Here is a 15,053-nt window from a genome sequence, read left to right as displayed (position 1 = left end):
GCGCCAGGTTGTGAGCTTTCCTACAACATAAATAAAAATCATAGCCTTCGCAAGTTAAGGAATTACCCGCGGACCCCGGGACATGACAAGCTGAAAAAAACAACAGAGGAAGCCATCATGTCTCATCCGCATAGCGAAAAAAGTGCCCTTGTCGTCAGCGCCCACTCTGCCGATTTCGTCTGGCGCGCTGGCGGGGCGATTGCCCTGCACGCCAGCCAGGGCTACCAGGTCCATATTGTCTGCCTGTCGTTCGGCGAGCGTGGCGAATCGGCCAAATTGTGGCGCAAAGGCAACATGACCGAAGAGACGGTGAAGCAGATCCGCCAGCAAGAGGCGCAGGCCGCCGCCGATATCCTCGGCGCCAGCGTCGAGTTCTTTGATATCGGCGATTATCCTCTGCGCGCCGATAAAGAGACGCTGTTCCGTCTGGCCGATGTTTATCGTCGCGTGCAGCCGCACTTTGTCCTGACTCACTCGCTGCAGGACCCCTACAACTACGACCATCCGATGGCCTCTAATCTGGCCCAGGAAGCGCGGATCATTGCCCAGGCAGAAGGCTATCGTCCCGGCGAAAAGATCGTTGCCGCGCCGCCGGTTTACTGCTTTGAGCCGCACCAGCCGGAACAGTGCCACTGGCAGCCGGATGTCTTGCTGGATATCACCAGCGTGTGGGAGAAAAAATATCAGGCTATTCAGTGTATGCAGGGCCAGGAGCATCTCTGGGAGTACTACACCCGGGTTGCGCTGCAGCGCGGCGTGCAGGCGAAACGCAATATCGGCATCACCGCCGCCCGCGATATCGTTCACGGCGAAGCATATCAGAGCATCTTCCCTCGGGTGACGGAGAATCTGGCATGAACCTGTTGAATAAAAAAGGCATTGTTGTCCGTAATCTGCCGCGCCACGACGCGGCGACGTTACAGCAGTTTGCAACAGCTGGGGTGGCAACGATTCATGAAGCGCACGATCGGCAGGGATTGATGGCTCCAGCCATTCGCCCGATTCAGCAAGGCGTCAGCCGGGCGGGGAACGCCGTAACGGTGCTGGTGACGCCGGGCGACAACTGGATGTTCCACGTGGCGGTCGAGCAGTGTCGCGCGGGCGATATTCTGGTCGTGGCCCCGACCTCGCCCTGCGGCGATGGCTTCTTCGGTGACCTGCTGGCAACGTCGCTGCAATCACGGGGCGTGATAGGCCTGGTGGGCGATATCGGGATCCGCGACTCGCATACCCTGCGAGAAATGGGCTTTGCCGTGTGGTCGCGCCAGGTCTATGCCCAGGGGACGGTGAAAGAGACGTTGGGATCGGTCAACGTCCCGGTTGTTTGCGCCGGGCAACTGGTTACCCCCGGCGATGTGGTGGTGGCGGATGACGATGGCGTCGTGGTCGTACCGCATGCACAAGCCCGCGCGGTGCTGGCCAAAGCGGAAACCCGAATGGCTAATGAAATGGCGAAGCGCGATCGGCTGCGCGACGGCGAGCTGGGACTGGATATCTACGCCATGCGTCCGCGTCTGGCGGAAAAGGGGCTGCGTTACTACGACAATGCGGACGATGTGGAGGGCTAAGATGGCGCAACGCAAGATACCCTGCCTGCTGATGCGCGGCGGCACCTCGAAAGCCGCCTGTTTCCTGGCGGACGATCTGCCGTCAGACCCCGCGCAGCGCGATGCGGTGCTGCTGGCGGCGATGGGCTCGCCGGACGCCAGACAGATTGACGGCATCGGCGGCGCCGATCCGCTGACCAGCAAAGTGGCGATTATCCGCCGCTCCGCGCGACCAGACGCTGACGTCGATTACCTGTTTGCTCAGGTTAACGTCGATAGCGCCGTGGTCGATTACGGGCAGAACTGCGGCAATATTCTCGCCGCCGTCGGGCCGTTCGCGATTGAACGCGGCCTGGTGGCCCACGCGCCGCCGCTGACCCAGGTGCGAATATTTATGGAAAACACCGGTCAGACGGCTATCGCTGAGGTGCCTTGCGATGAAGACGGTGTGGAGTATGCGGGTGGGACGCGTATTGATGGGGTGCCGGGGTATGCCAGCCAAATCGTACTGAATTTTCTTGATGTCGCAGGTTCCAGCTGCGGCGCGCTGCTGCCAACCGGCAACGCCATTGATCGCTTCGACGGCATCGAGGTGACCTGCATCGATAACGGTATGCCGGTGATTTTGTTACGTGCCCGCGACCTTGGGCGAAGCGGCTATGAAACCCGTGAACAGCTGGATAACGACAGCGAGCTGAAACAGCGGCTGGAGTCGATACGCCTGCAGGCCGGCCCACGAATGAATCTGGGCGATGTTGCGCGGCGTACGGTACCGAAAATGACCCTGCTCGCCGAGCCGCGCGACGGTGGCGCGATTTCCAGCCGGACCTTTATCCCTCACCGCTGCCATGCGTCGATTGGCGTATTTGGCGCAGTCAGCGTCGCCAGCGCCTGTCTGATCCCCGGTTCGGTCGCCGAGGGGCTGGCGCGGGTGGGCGACAATCCGCTTATCAGCGTTGAGCACCCCAGCGGCGAGTTCAGCGTTGCCCTGCGGCGCGGCGCGCAGGGTGAACTGGCGGGCTGCGGTCTGCTGCGTACCGCCCGTCTGCTGTTTTCCGGCGAAGTCTGTATTCCGGCCAGGGTCTGGCCGCATAAGGAGCAATGATGACGGCAATAACATTTATTGGTTTTGGCGAAGCGGGCGGGATTCTGGCGGGTGATTTGGCACGGGAAAATGACGTTACCATCTGGGACCACAAGCTTCAGGGCGCAGAGCGCGCAGCGATGCGGGAAAAAGCGCATCTCGCTGGCGTCCGGGTTGCGGACTCGCTTGCCCAGGCGCTGGAGGGGGCAGCGCTGATCTTCTCCACCGTGACCGCCGGCTCGGCGCTGGAAGTCGCGCTGGCAGCAGCCGAATACGTACGCGAAGGCCAGTTTTTCCTCGATTTGAACTCGGTGGCCCCTGAAACTAAACGTATCGCGGCCAATCGCTTTTTGCCCGGGGCCTATCTCGATGTGGCGGTCATGGCGCCGGTACCGCCGGCGCGGCTGAGCACGCCGTTGCTGATCGGGGGCACGCAGGCTCGCGCACTCACGGAACGCTTAAGCGCCCTGGGGCTGAACGCTCGTTACGGCGCGGATGAAGTGGGCAAGGTGTCGGCCATTAAAATGTGCCGGAGCGTGATGATCAAAGGCCTGGAAGCGTTGACGACCGAATGCCTGTTCGCCGCCCGCGAATATGGGGTGGAAGAGCAGGTACTGGCATCGCTGCACGCCAGTTTTCCGTCGCTGGGCTGGAACGACGCGTTGCCGGGATATCTGATTAGCCGGGTGGCTGAACACGGTATTCGCCGCAGTGAGGAGATGGAAGAGGTGGTGAAAACGCTGCGTGATGCGGGGGGCGCAGGGCTGATGAGCCGGGCGACGGCCCAGGCGCAACGCCAGCTGCCGCAGAGCATGGCCGCACGCGACCTGAACTATGCACAGCTGGTGCCGTTCGACTGGAAAGCGTTGGCGGCGAAGCTAAAGTGATTACGTTTCCGGGCAGCTGATTTTATCGATGGCTGCCTGATAACCCTGCTGGTTATTTCGCTCTTTCGCCAGCGTGGCCTCCCGGACATACTCCTGGTTTGCCTGAGAGGTGAGGATTTTATTGGCAAAATCGGTATCGCTCAGGGGGGGCTTCGGGGCACATTTTTCCTTCACCGCTTTTAACACCAGCTGCTTTTGTTGCTCGAACTGCAGGCTCTTCAGCGGTGATTCGGCCCAGGCCGCCGTCGCGCTGAGGGTGGTAACCAGGCACAATACCCAACACGCTTTCATGGTGCTTCTCCTCAAATAGTAGCTTCAGTCAACTATATGCGCAGGATGCGAAACACGCAAATTATCAGGAAGTTAAGTTGTTTAAAATCAGATCTATGCTACCCGAACCCGACGTCGGGAATCCACGGCGATCAGCACCACAGAGGACAGAATCAGCAGCGTACCGAGCCAGTCCGGTAGCGTAAAGGTGATGCCCAGTAGCATGAGCGACAGCAGCGCGCTGCTCAGCGGTTCGGCGCAGCTGAGAATCCCCGCTTTCGCGCCGCCAATTTTCTGTGCCCCGTTTAAATAGAGGCTGAAGGTCAGCGAAGTGCCGATCACCACCAGATAGAAGAACGCCAGCAGCAGACGGCCATTGACGACAAAGTGGGCGCCCTGACCGCCGTAGAACGGCAGCAGCATTGCCCCGCCCAGCAGCATGCTCCAGCCGACGATCGGCAGGGTGCCGTATCGGGCGATGAGCGTTGACGGCCAGGTGGTGTAAAACGCGGCGGCAAAGGCCGACGCCACCCCCCAGAGCAGCGCCGACGGCGAAATGGACAACGTGGTGGGATTGCCGTGGGTGACCAGCAGGAACGTACCGGCCAGCGATGTCCCGATGGCGGCCAGCACCAGCGGCCCCGGTCGTGTTTTGCGGGCCAGCGCAAACCAGGCGACGATAATGGTCGGCGACAGGAACTGCAGCACCGTTGCGGTCGCGGCGTTCGATTTCTCGATGGTCATCAGGAAGGTGTACTGCACGGTCAGCGCGCCAAACAGCGAGAAGAACAGCAGGCTGAAGGCATCTTTGCGGTTTTGCAGGACGCGGAAAATTTTGTCGCCGTGCACAAAAGCGAGCATCAGGAGAATCAGGCCAGCGAACAGCAGACGCGTCATGGTCAGAAACGGTGATGACATCTGGCTTTGCTGCATAATGTACTGCGCGCAAACGCCAGAACTGCCCCATAGCACCGCGGCTATCAGTACGTTCAGCATCCCTTTTTTGCTGGAGCCCATCTTTTCCTCGAATGAAATATTGCAAAGGGCGCATCATAGCATGAGCTGACGCGCGAAGGCGGGCAGGAAATGGTGGGGCCCGGCGTGGTGGCGATGGCCGGGACCCCGGGGTGATTTGGCGTTAGCTCAAATCGACGTTTTTACTGCCGAACAGCCAGGTAAAGGCGAAGCCGCAGAGGTAGGAAACGGCCAGACCTGCGGCGTAAACCGCCATGCCAGCGTAGATCCCGCTCGCGGAGGTCATTAGCGGTAGCGCCACGAGGCCAGAAGGGCCAAAGACCGTATTCAGCCCTACCGGCAGGCCCAGCCACGCGATCAGACCGAGGAAAAAGCCGCCGCAGGCACCGCCAATACAGGCGGTGATAAACGGCTTCATGCGCGGCAGGGTTACGCCATAAATCAGCGGTTCGCCGATACCGAGAAAGCCGGGAATGATCGCCCCTTTAATCTGGGTCCGCAGCATCGAGCCGTGCTTCGCCCGCCAGTACAGCGCCAGCGCGGCACCAACCTGCCCGGCTCCCGCCATCGCCAGGATCGGGAACAGTGAGTTAAATCCTTGCGCATCGACCAGCGCAAAATAGACCGGCACGAAGCCCTGATGGACGCCGAACATCACCGCCAGCAGGAACAGACCGGCGAGCACCGCGGAGCCAAACGGGTTGCCGTTGAGATGGAGGAACAGCCACGACATCCCGGTAAACAACCAGCCGCCGATGGGCATAATCACCGTAAAGGTCACCGCGCCCATAATCAGCAGGGTGACTGCCGAGGTCAGGATCATATCGAGGTTGGCCGGCATCACGCGGCGTACCTGCTTTTCCACCCACGCACCGAGAATCGAGGCAATCAGCACGCCGATAATGTTGCCGCGCGGGTCAATGCCGTGGCCGAAGAAGGTGGTGATCCCGGAGAAGAACCCGCTGGTGGCTTCGGGGTTGTAGCCGAGGACAAACAGCGAAGCGATAATGGCGCCGTTGACTCCGGAGCCGCCAAACGCCTTCTGCGCGTTATAGCCGATCAGGATACTCAGGAAGGTGAACATCCCCTTGCTGAAGACTTTCATGTAGCCAATTAGCGCCACCAGGGAGGCGTTGGGATGGGCGTTCTCCAGCACAAACATCTGTTCTGCCAGCGTCGCGAAGCCGAGCAGCAGACCGACGGCGATAAAACCGGGAATCAGCGGGGTAAAAATAGTGGCGAATTTGGCGAGAAACTTCTGCACGCCGCTGGTTTGCTTACTTTTCAGCGCCTGTTTTTTCTCTGCCGCCACCTCCGCCAGAGACGGCGCGTCGGCCGGCGCCTCTTCCAGCAGTCCGTTCATCATTTCCGCTGCGGTTTGTGCTTTACCGGGGCCGAGCACCACCTGAAACTGCTCATCGCTGACGATAACCCCCATCACCCCTTCAATCTGGCGGATGGCGGCGCTATCGGCGAGCTGCTCATCACGTAGGGTTAAACGCAGGCGGGTCATACAGTTCCCCGCCTGGGCGACGTTTGCGGCCCCGCCAACATGGGTCAGGATCCGCGCTATCATCTCTTTATTTATTTTTGCCATTGCACGTTACCGGGTTGTCGGCGCTTAGGTGTTGCTCAGCGCCTGGCGGATAAAACCGTTATTTTGCGCCAGCAGGGACTGGGCTTCGGCAGCGTTCAGATTCGCCAGCACCATGACAATGGCGGTTTTACAGTGGCGACCGCAGGCGTCCAGCGCGGCCTGCGCGGTGGCGCGATCGCAGTCGGTTGCTTCCATAACGATCGAGACCTGGCGCTCAATCAGCTTCGCGTTGGTCGCTTCAACGTCAACCATCAGGTTGCTGTAAATCTTACCAATACGGATCATGGCACCGGTGGAGATCATGTTCAGCACCAGCTTTTGCGCGGTTCCCGCTTTCAGACGGGTAGACCCGGTGACCACTTCCGGACCCACGACCGGGGTAATGGCCACATCGGCCAGACGGGCCATTTCACCGTGCGGGTTGCAGCTGACGATGGCCACAAAGGCGTTCTGGCTGTGGGCATACTCCATGGCGCCAATGACGTACGGCGTACGTCCGCTGGCGGCCAGGCCAACCAGCACATCGCGGTTGCTGAAGTTAAGATTTTGCAGGTCCATGGCGCCCTGCGCTTTGTTATCTTCCACATTTTCCACGGCGCTGAGAATGGCTTTATGGCCGCCGGCAATCACCCCGACCACCTGCTCCGGACGGGTACCGAAAGTCGGCGGACATTCGCTGGCATCCAGGATCCCCAGGCGCCCGGAGGTCCCGGCGCCAATGTAAATCAGGCGTCCACCGGCTTGTAACGCCGCGGCCACTTTATCTACGACCTGAGCGATTTGCGGTAAATAGGGGGCGATCGCGTGGGGCACCTGCTGGTCTTCCTGGTTAATAACCGTCAGCATCTCGACGGTGGACAGGGTGTCTATATTGGCGCTATTGGCATTGCGGCGCTCGGTCAGCAGCGCGCTCAGGTCGATACTCATACACAAACCTCTTCAATCACAGTTAAGCCAGATTCTAAGGAATTAATTATTCCAATCATGTGAAGGTTATCACGATTAATACTCAACGGATAATAAGAGATTTGTAGGCAGGTCGGGAAGTGATGCAGTAACAAAATTGGAATATTTTATTACTGCATTCGCGCTTAACGGGTCGAGTGGTTTTTTTGCAGGCCGAAGAACAGGGCGATCAGATAGCTGATGGTCATGGCGAGGCTCATTTTCAACATCGTTTCACCGCCGAGTCCGGCCAGCGGCGCCGCGATGCCGCCGCAGACAAACATCAGGGTCCCCATCAGCGCCGAGGCGGTACCCGATTGCGTACTGCTGACCTCGCTCATCGCTTTTGAGCCGGCAACGGTGCTGATACCGCTCATGAACGACACGGTGAAGAACAGGCCGATTAGCGCCGGTAGCGGCAGATGTTGCCAGGCGAGAAACAGGGTGATGACTGCGCACAGGACCGCCAGGCTCAGGCCACCGCGCAGCAGCGTATCGGCGCTATAGCGGCGCGAGAGGCGGGAGAAGATCTGCGCGGCGATAATCAGTCCAATGCCGTTTACGCCAAACAGCAGGCTGAACTGCAGGGCCGTCATGCCGTATTCGCTCTGAATCACGAACGACGACGAGCCGATGTATGAGAACAGTCCGGCCATCATAAAAGCCTGAATCAGGCAGTAGCGCATAAAGGGGCGGTTTTTCAGCACCGGGATGTCGCTCTGCTGATGCGTCGTGGCCGGATCTTTACCCGGCAGCGTTTCGCGTAGCACCGTCAGGCTCAGGAGCAGCAGTACGCCGCCGATCCCGGCCATCGTCCAGAACAAAATTCGCCAGTCGAACGCGGTAATGATGTAGCCGCCAATCACCGGCGACACCACCGGGGCGATGCCGTTGACGGTCATCAACAGGGCGAAAAACTGGGTCAGTCGGGCGCCCTGATATTTATCGCGGGCAATCGAACGGGAGAGCACTGACCCCCCCGCACCGGCGAAGCCCTGCAGAAAACGCCAGCCGATCAACAGATGAATATCGTCGGTCGCGGCGCACATCGCCGATGAGAAAATAAACAGCAGCAGCGAGAGCACCAGCGGTTTTTTACGCCCGATGCGGTCGCTGAGCGGACCAAAAAACAGCTGGCCGAGACCAAGACCAATCAGCGCTGCGGTTAGCGAGAACTGGGTCTGCGTGCCGGTGGCATTCAGCTGCCGGGTAATATCCGGCAACGCGGGCAGATAGAAATCGGTGCACAGCGGACCGATGGCGGTTAACAGGCCGAGAATTAACGCCCAGGAGAGGGAGATGCGCGGCATAAAAACTCCTTTAGCATACCGGGCGTTGCCGCCCGGTTGATATTGATTTAGCTGGCGCCGCCTCCCAGCGACTGCCAGAGCGTGATGCGGTTTTCCAGATCGGTTTGTTGCAGCGATATCAGCGTGGCCTGCGCCGACCACAGCGTGCGCTGGGCGGTCAGGACCGACAGATAATCGCCGACGCCGGTCTGATAACGCCTCAACGCAATATCCAGCGACGTCTGCTCGGCGGCGACGTACTGGCGCTGGGCATCCAGCTGCTCGCTCAGCGTTTCCCGGCGCGCCAGCGCATCGGCCACGTCTTTAAAGGCGCTCTGGATACTCTTCTCGTAGGTGGCGATCAATCCCTTTTTCTCCGCTTCCGCGTAGCGCAGCTGGGCCAGATTGCTGCCGCCGGTAAACAGCGGCAGGCTGATCGACGGGGCGAACGACCACACCTGCATTCCGTGACTGAACAGGGAAGATAGCGCATCGCTGCCCACGCCAGCGCTGGCGGTCAGGGAGATGGTCGGGAAGAAATTGGCTCGCGCCGCGCCGATATCCGCATTGGCGCTCTTCAGGTTATGCTCCGCTTCCTGGATATCCGGGCGGCGGAGCAGCACCGACGAGGATACGCCGGCCGGTACCAGGCTAATGCTGTGGTCGCCGAGGCTTTCCAGGGTACCGGGCAGCAGGCTGTCGGGCACGGTTTCACCGGCCAGTAAATTGAGCGCGTTTTTGTCCTGCGCCACCTGGGTGCGATAGCTGGCGACGCTGGCACGCGCCTGCTGGTAAACGCTTTCGGCATCGCTGAGGTCGCCCGCGGAAGCGGTGCCTACCGCCATCTGGCGGGCAACAATTTTGCGTGAGTTCTCTGCGCTGGCCAGGGTCTGCTGGGCCAGCGCCAGATTGCTGTTATCCGCCGCGAGCGTGACCCATGCGGTGGTCAGATCGGCAATCATCGTCAGGCGCGTATTCTGCGCGGTGTATTCGCTGGCAAGCCAGGTCTCCCGTGCCGCCCGCGATAAACTCTGATTCTTACCAAACAGATCCAGCTCGAAGCTGGAGACCGCGCCGTCGGCCTCTGAGGATGAGGTGAGGCCGCTGGCGACAGTTTTACTGCGGGTATGGCTCAGTTCGGCGTCAACGGTGGGGAACAGCGATGCGCGGGTTTCGCCATACTGCGCCCGAGCGGCCTCAATGTCGGCAATCGCTTTCTGCAGATCGCGGTTGCTGGTCAGCGCCATGCTGACCACTTTTTTCAGCCGCGCATCGTTGACAACCTGCTGCCAGCTACCGACCACCGCAGTGGCTTCACCGTGAGCGCCAGGGAGCGTCGCGGGAACCGGCGCCGCCGGGCGGCTATAGTCCGGATCGAGGGAAACACAGCCTGCGGTCAGGAGCGCAACAAAAACCAGGGTCAAACGGAACATAACTTACTCCTGAGTAGGGCGTTGGCGGGTGAACAGACGCTTCACCAGCACAAAGAACAGGGGAACGAAGAACACTGCCAGCAGCGTTGCGGTCAGGGTGCCGCCGATAATACCGGTCCCGATCGCCACGCGGCTGTTGGCCCCGGCGCCGGTCGCTACCGCCAGCGGCAGGACCCCGGCGATAAACGCCAGCGAGGTCATCACGATAGGACGCAGACGCGTTTGCGCCGCACGTAGCGCCGCGCGCGACAAGGAATAGCCCTCATCGACCGCCGCTTCGGCAAATTCAACAATCAGGATGGCGTTCTTCGACGACAGACCGATGGTGGTCAACAGTGCGACCTGGAAGTAGACATCGTTGCTCAGATCGCGCATCCACGCCGCCAGCGCCGCGCCGAGCAGGCCCAGCGGGATCACCATGATCACCGAGAAGGGGACCGACCAGCTTTCATACAGCGCGGCGAGACACAGGAACACCACCAGAATCGAGATGGCATACAGGCTCATGGCCTGCCCGCTGGCCAGCTTTTCCTGAAGCGACATGCCGCTCCATGCCCAGGTGGTGCCTGCCGGCAGGCTGTTGGCCAGCGCTTCCATTTTTTCCATTGCCGCACCCGAGCTGAAGCCGGAGGCATTCTCACCCTGGATTTCGAAGGCCGTGGCGCCGTTGTAGCGCACCAGGCTTTCCGGGCCATATTGCCAATGGGTGGTGGCAAAGGCGGAGAACGGCGTCATGCTGTCATTGCTGCTGCGTACGAACCATTTACCGAGATCGGACGGCACGGCGCGGGCGTCGCTTTCTCCCTGGATGTAAACCTTCTTCACGCGTCCGCGATCGATAAAATCGTTGACGTAGGTGCCGCCCCATGCGCTGGAGAGCGTGTCGGTGACATCGCTCAGCGACAGTCCCAGGGAAACGGCTTTGTCATTGTCGATATCGACCTGCAGCTGCGGCATTTGCGGCAGGTCGTTGGCGCGGACCGACTGGAGTTCCGGACTTTGGTTGGCGGCAGCCAGCAGCTGGCTGCGCATTTTCATCAGGCTATCGCGATCGGTGCCGCCGCTGGCCATCAGTTCAAAGGTAAAGCCGTTGCTCTGCCCCAGACCGTCCACCGACGGCGGGGTCATGGCAAACAGCGAGGCGTCGCGAATACTGCTCAGATCCCGGGTGGCGCGCAGGGCAATGGCCTGGGCGGTGTTCTCGGCGCCTTTACGCTCGGACCAGTTTTTCAGCGACACGAAGGCCATCCCGGCGTTTTGTCCGCTGCCGCTGAAGTTAAAGCCATCGACGGTGAAAATAACGTTGGTATTGGCTTTTTCTTTGCTGAGGAACCAGTCGGTCACCTGGCGACGTACCTCGGCGGTACGCACGGCGGTGGCGCCCGCCGGGAGGGTGTACTGGACCATAATTTCACCCTGATCCTCTACCGGCAGGAAGCTTCCCGGCAGCTTCCACATCGCCAGCGCCATGGTGCCGCAGATCAGCACAAAGGCGCCCATCATCATGGCAGAGCGGCGTAGCCCGCCGAGCACGCGATGCTGATAGCCCTGTTCGGTACGGCCCCACAGGCGGTTAAACGCCCCGAAGAACCCTTTGGTATGCGGCTTAGAGTGGGAGAGCAGCGCGCCACACAGCGCCGGCGTTAGGGTGAGAGCCACCACCACCGACAGCATCATCGCCGAGATAATGGTCACCGAGAACTGGCGATAAATCACGCCGGTCGAGCCGCCAAAGAAGGCCATCGGTAAGAATACCGCCGACAGCACCAGCGCAATCGCGATCAGCGCCCCGGAGATTTCGCCCATCGATTTTTCGGTAGCTTCACGGGCGGGCAGGCCCTCGTCGCGCATAATACGCTCGACGTTTTCCACCACCACGATGGCGTCATCCACCAACAGGCCGATGGCCAGTACCATCGCAAACAGGGTCAGGGTGTTGATGGAGTAGCCGAACAGCGCCAGCACGCCAAAGGTCCCCAGCAGCACGACCGGCACCGCCACCGCCGGAATCAGCGTGGCGCGGAAGTTTTGCAGGAACAGGTACATCACGCAAACCACCAGAATGATGGCTTCAAACAGCGTTTGAATAACATCTTCAACCGAGATTTTGATGAACTCGGTGCTGTCTTTCGGATAGGCGATATCGTAGCCCTGCGGCATCTGCCGCTGATATTCAGCAATTTTACTTTTCACGCGCGTGGCGGTATCCAGCGCGTTGGCGCCCGGGGCCATCATCACCGCGATACCGGCGGCCGGATGGCCGTTGAGGTTTGAGGTGGCGGTGTAATCTTCGCTGCCCATCTCAACGCGAGCGACGTCGCCCAGACGCACCACCGAGCCATCTGACTTGCTCTTGACGATAATGTTTTTGAACTGATCGACGGTTTGCAGCCGCGACTGAGCGCGGACGGTGGCGGTCAGCTGCTGCGCGCTGGATGACGGCAGCGCGCCGATTTTGCCCGCGGAAATTTGCACGTTCTGCGCTTCAATCGCCGTTTGTACATCGGAAGGCATCAGCGCGTAGGAGGCCAGTTTGGTTGGATCCATCCAGATACGCATCGCGTATTCTGCGCCGAAAACGCGCAGGCTACCGACGCCCTCAACGCGTGCCAGCGGGTCCTGCATGTTACTGACCAGCCAGTCGGAGATATCGGAGCTGGTGGCTTTGTTATTTTTATCGTACACCGCGAGGATCAGCAGGAAGTTACTTTGCGATTTCACTACCGTGACGCCGGACTGCTGCACCTCGCTCGGCAGGCGTGATTCCGCCTGCTGGACTTTGTTCTGCACCTGCACCTGGGCGGTATCCGGGTCGGTCCCCTGCTCGAAGGTGACGGTAATATCTACCGAGCCGTCAGAGCTGCTGGTGGAGGTGAAATAGAGCAGGTTATCCAGCCCGGTCAGCTGCTGTTCAATGACCTGAGTGACGCTGTTTTCCAGGGTTTCCGCAGAGGCCCCGGTATAGGTGGCCGAGATTTTTACCGCCGGAGGGGCGACGTCAGGATATTGCGCCACCGGCAGCGTCTGGATGGCGAGCACCCCGGCGAGCATGATCAGAATGGCGATAACCCAGGCGAAAACCGGGCGACGCACGAAGAAGCGGGAAAACATCAGGCGTTGCCTCCGTCATTGTTGACTTCGACGGCTTTGACCTGTTGGCCAGCAGCGACTTTGCTGGTGCCTTCAACGATCAGCTTATCGCCGCTTTTCAGGCCGTTCACCACCAGCCATTTGTCGCCGTATGCGTCACCGGTTTCGACTTCCCTTTGCTCTACTTTGCTGTTGCTATTGACGACGAGCGCGGTGGCATTGCCTTTGGCATCACGGGTGATGCCTTGCTGTGGCGCCAGGATCGCATCGTCCATCACTCCTTCATCGACGTGGGCGCGCACGAACATTCCCGGTAACAAGACATGCTGCGGGTTGGGGAAGACTGCGCGCAGCGTGACCGAACCGGTGGATTCGTCCACCGCCACTTCGGTCAACGCCAGATGCCCTTTTTCGCTGTAGGTGCTGCCATCTTCCAGGGTCAGCGACACGCTAAGCGTATTGTCGTTGGTCGCCAGCGCTTGTTTGCGCAGGCGCAGCAGATCGACGCTGGAGCGGGTGAGATCGACATACATGGTGTCCAGCCCACGGATCGTCGCCAGGGCGGTATCCTGGTCGGCGGAAACCAGTGCGCCGGGGGTGACGGAAGAGATGCCGATCCGTCCGGCAATCGGCGCGGTAACAGTGGTCCAGTTCAGGTTAATCCGCGCGCTCTCCAGCGCCGCCTTTTTCGACTCCACGCTGGCTTTGTCCTGATTGCAGGTGGAGATAGCATCGTCGGCATCCTGACGGGAAACGCCGTTGTCCTTCACCAACGCCGCGTAGCGCTGGGCTTTCTGACAGTCGGATGTCACCAGCGACTGGGCCTGCTTGAGCGCGGCGGCGGCTTCGTTATAGGCTGCGCGATAGCTGGCGGGGTCGATTTGATACAGCGCCTGGCCGGCTTTTACCCTATCGCCCTCGGTGAACAGGCGTTTTTGAATGATGCCGCCCACCTGCGGACGCACTTCGGCGCTGAGTGAGGCCGTGGTACGACCGGTCAGTTCGCTGATCACGGAAACGGGCTGGCTTTTCAGCGTGACGACACCCACTTCCGGCGTCACCTGTGGTGGGGCTGATGTTTGGGCATTATCGCATCCGCTCAGGATGAATAAGGCCGCTGCGATGGGGATTATGGTATATTTCATTATATTTTTCTCAGGATGAACGACGTCCTCCCCGCTAATTAAATAGCAGGGTTCAGGCCAGCGGGTGACGCATTTCCGATAAACGGAAACGACAAAAAGGGAATTTAAAATTCCCTGTTTATTAATTGCAGTTAATTATTTATCCATTAGCAACATAGCGGTTATTTCCCGATAAAGTTTCTCGAGGACTTCTGGTGCCACCGTTTGTGGAACAAGACGCCGGTAAATCGTCCCTTCCATCATTACCGCGGTGATCTCAACGCAGCAGCGGATGCGTTCGTCGCTCAGATGCGGGTGCGCTTTGCGTATATGCGCGCAGGCGTTGGCAAACATGCGCTTGTCGGCTTCCACCATCATGGCCGCGATTTGCGGGTTGCGGGTCGCTTCGGCGGCCATTTCCAGCATCAGCGCGTCATCATCTTCATCCAGGGTCTGTCGCCAGGCGAGCAGCCGCGGAATTTGGTCCGTCTGCGTTTTTCCGTCCATCTCGGCAATACGATAATCGATGATGCGGCGGATCATTTCCGCAATAATGGCGTCTTTATTGGCGAAGTAGCGGTAGATTTGCCCGACGCTCAGCTTCGCCTCGCTGGCGATCTGCGCCATGCTGGCTCCGTGAAAACCATGACGGCGAAAGCAGTGACGTGCGGCAGCGATGATTTCATCCTGCCGGATCTTTTGCCGGGCGGCCAGGGCGTTGCTCATGGTTTTCTCCGTGGTGACATAAAGTGAGAATGATCATTCTCATTTTTCCTTCATTATACGTTTCCAGCGGATGATGGAAAGGTTTT

The 15,053-nt window shown here is 59.8% G+C and carries 13 protein-coding genes; 4 read left to right on the top strand and 9 right to left on the bottom strand.

Annotation, left to right across the window (positions count from 1 at the left end):
* Nucleotides 1-117 precede the first annotated feature (117 nt).
* From MC50_RS08030 to MC50_RS08015, 4 genes are read left to right on the top strand one after another with little or no spacing between them, the layout of a single operon-like run.
* Entirely contained in the window at nucleotides 118-858 is a 741-nt protein-coding gene (locus tag MC50_RS08030) for a PIG-L deacetylase family protein (protein WP_032697040.1), read from the top strand.
* Nucleotides 855-1,568, top strand: a complete 714-nt coding sequence (locus tag MC50_RS08025; RefSeq protein WP_032690213.1) for a 4-carboxy-4-hydroxy-2-oxoadipate aldolase/oxaloacetate decarboxylase — start codon at nucleotides 855-857, stop codon at nucleotides 1,566-1,568. The genes MC50_RS08030 and MC50_RS08025 overlap by 4 nt, the downstream gene beginning before the upstream one ends.
* Before the next feature lies 1 nt (nucleotide 1,569).
* Entirely contained in the window at nucleotides 1,570-2,652 is a 1,083-nt protein-coding gene (locus tag MC50_RS08020; RefSeq protein WP_032697037.1) for a 4-oxalomesaconate tautomerase, read from the top strand.
* Nucleotides 2,652-3,518, top strand: a complete 867-nt coding sequence (locus MC50_RS08015; protein ID WP_032698514.1) for an NAD(P)-dependent oxidoreductase — start codon at nucleotides 2,652-2,654, stop codon at nucleotides 3,516-3,518. The genes MC50_RS08020 and MC50_RS08015 overlap by 1 nt, the downstream gene beginning before the upstream one ends.
* On the opposite strand, the gene MC50_RS08010 is transcribed toward MC50_RS08015, so the two are convergent.
* From MC50_RS08010 to MC50_RS07970, 9 genes are all read right to left on the bottom strand, one after another.
* Nucleotides 3,519-3,809: a YicS family protein gene (locus MC50_RS08010; RefSeq protein WP_047663610.1), complete on the bottom strand. Its 291-nt coding sequence runs from the start codon at nucleotides 3,807-3,809 to the stop codon at nucleotides 3,519-3,521.
* A gap of 93 nt (nucleotides 3,810-3,902) precedes the next feature.
* Nucleotides 3,903-4,805: an EamA family transporter gene (locus MC50_RS08005; protein WP_047663608.1), complete on the bottom strand. Its 903-nt coding sequence runs from the start codon at nucleotides 4,803-4,805 to the stop codon at nucleotides 3,903-3,905.
* A gap of 121 nt (nucleotides 4,806-4,926) precedes the next feature.
* Nucleotides 4,927-6,360, bottom strand: coding sequence for a PTS N-acetylmuramic acid transporter subunit IIBC (murP, locus tag MC50_RS08000; RefSeq protein ID WP_032690218.1), 1,434 nt, complete (start codon nucleotides 6,358-6,360; stop codon nucleotides 4,927-4,929).
* Nucleotides 6,361-6,384: 24 nt separating this feature from the next.
* Complete coding sequence (gene murQ / locus MC50_RS07995) at nucleotides 6,385-7,287, bottom strand: N-acetylmuramic acid 6-phosphate etherase (protein ID WP_032690219.1); 903 nt, start codon at nucleotides 7,285-7,287, stop codon at nucleotides 6,385-6,387.
* Between the two features lie 164 nt (nucleotides 7,288-7,451).
* Nucleotides 7,452-8,615, bottom strand: a complete 1,164-nt coding sequence (locus MC50_RS07990) for a multidrug effflux MFS transporter (protein ID WP_032690220.1) — start codon at nucleotides 8,613-8,615, stop codon at nucleotides 7,452-7,454.
* Nucleotides 8,616-8,662: 47 nt separating this feature from the next.
* Nucleotides 8,663-10,027 (bottom strand): efflux transporter outer membrane subunit, encoded by a 1,365-nt coding sequence (locus MC50_RS07985; RefSeq protein WP_032690221.1) that lies wholly within the window; start codon nucleotides 10,025-10,027, stop codon nucleotides 8,663-8,665.
* A gap of 3 nt (nucleotides 10,028-10,030) precedes the next feature.
* Entirely contained in the window at nucleotides 10,031-13,138 is a 3,108-nt protein-coding gene (locus MC50_RS07980; RefSeq protein ID WP_032698519.1) for an efflux RND transporter permease subunit, read from the bottom strand.
* A complete protein-coding gene (locus MC50_RS07975) occupies nucleotides 13,138-14,262 on the bottom strand; it encodes an efflux RND transporter periplasmic adaptor subunit (protein WP_047663605.1) in 1,125 nt (374 codons plus the stop codon). The genes MC50_RS07980 and MC50_RS07975 overlap by 1 nt, the downstream gene beginning before the upstream one ends.
* A 135-nt stretch (nucleotides 14,263-14,397) precedes the next feature.
* On the bottom strand, nucleotides 14,398-14,967 hold the full coding sequence (locus MC50_RS07970; RefSeq protein WP_047663604.1) for a TetR/AcrR family transcriptional regulator: 570 nt from the start codon (nucleotides 14,965-14,967) through the stop codon (nucleotides 14,398-14,400).
* Nucleotides 14,968-15,053: the final 86 nt, after the last annotated feature.

This window comes from Klebsiella planticola, assembly GCF_000783935.2.
GTDB lineage: Bacteria > Pseudomonadota > Gammaproteobacteria > Enterobacterales > Enterobacteriaceae > Klebsiella > Klebsiella planticola.
This window is presented reverse-complemented; position numbering and strand designations above follow the sequence as displayed.

Bases quoted from the DNA above. Each gene is read 5' to 3' on its own strand.
- MC50_RS08030 (WP_032697040.1), top strand. From the start codon at position 118: ATGTCTCATCCGCATAGCGAAAAAAGTGCCCTTGTCGTCAGCGCCCAC.
- MC50_RS08025 (WP_032690213.1), top strand. From the start codon at position 855: ATGAACCTGTTGAATAAAAAAGGCATTGTTGTCCGTAATCTGCCGCGC.
- MC50_RS08020 (WP_032697037.1), top strand. From the start codon at position 1,570: ATGGCGCAACGCAAGATACCCTGCCTGCTGATGCGCGGCGGCACCTCG.
- MC50_RS08015 (WP_032698514.1), top strand. From the start codon at position 2,652: ATGACGGCAATAACATTTATTGGTTTTGGCGAAGCGGGCGGGATTCTG.
- MC50_RS08010 (WP_047663610.1), bottom strand. From the start codon at position 3,809: ATGAAAGCGTGTTGGGTATTGTGCCTGGTTACCACCCTCAGCGCGACG.
- MC50_RS08005 (WP_047663608.1), bottom strand. From the start codon at position 4,805: ATGGGCTCCAGCAAAAAAGGGATGCTGAACGTACTGATAGCCGCGGTG.
- murP (WP_032690218.1), bottom strand. From the start codon at position 6,360: ATGGCAAAAATAAATAAAGAGATGATAGCGCGGATCCTGACCCATGTT.
- murQ (WP_032690219.1), bottom strand. From the start codon at position 7,287: ATGAGTATCGACCTGAGCGCGCTGCTGACCGAGCGCCGCAATGCCAAT.
- MC50_RS07990 (WP_032690220.1), bottom strand. From the start codon at position 8,615: ATGCCGCGCATCTCCCTCTCCTGGGCGTTAATTCTCGGCCTGTTAACC.
- MC50_RS07985 (WP_032690221.1), bottom strand. From the start codon at position 10,027: ATGTTCCGTTTGACCCTGGTTTTTGTTGCGCTCCTGACCGCAGGCTGT.
- MC50_RS07980 (WP_032698519.1), bottom strand. From the start codon at position 13,138: ATGTTTTCCCGCTTCTTCGTGCGTCGCCCGGTTTTCGCCTGGGTTATC.
- MC50_RS07975 (WP_047663605.1), bottom strand. From the start codon at position 14,262: ATGAAATATACCATAATCCCCATCGCAGCGGCCTTATTCATCCTGAGC.
- MC50_RS07970 (WP_047663604.1), bottom strand. From the start codon at position 14,967: ATGAGCAACGCCCTGGCCGCCCGGCAAAAGATCCGGCAGGATGAAATC.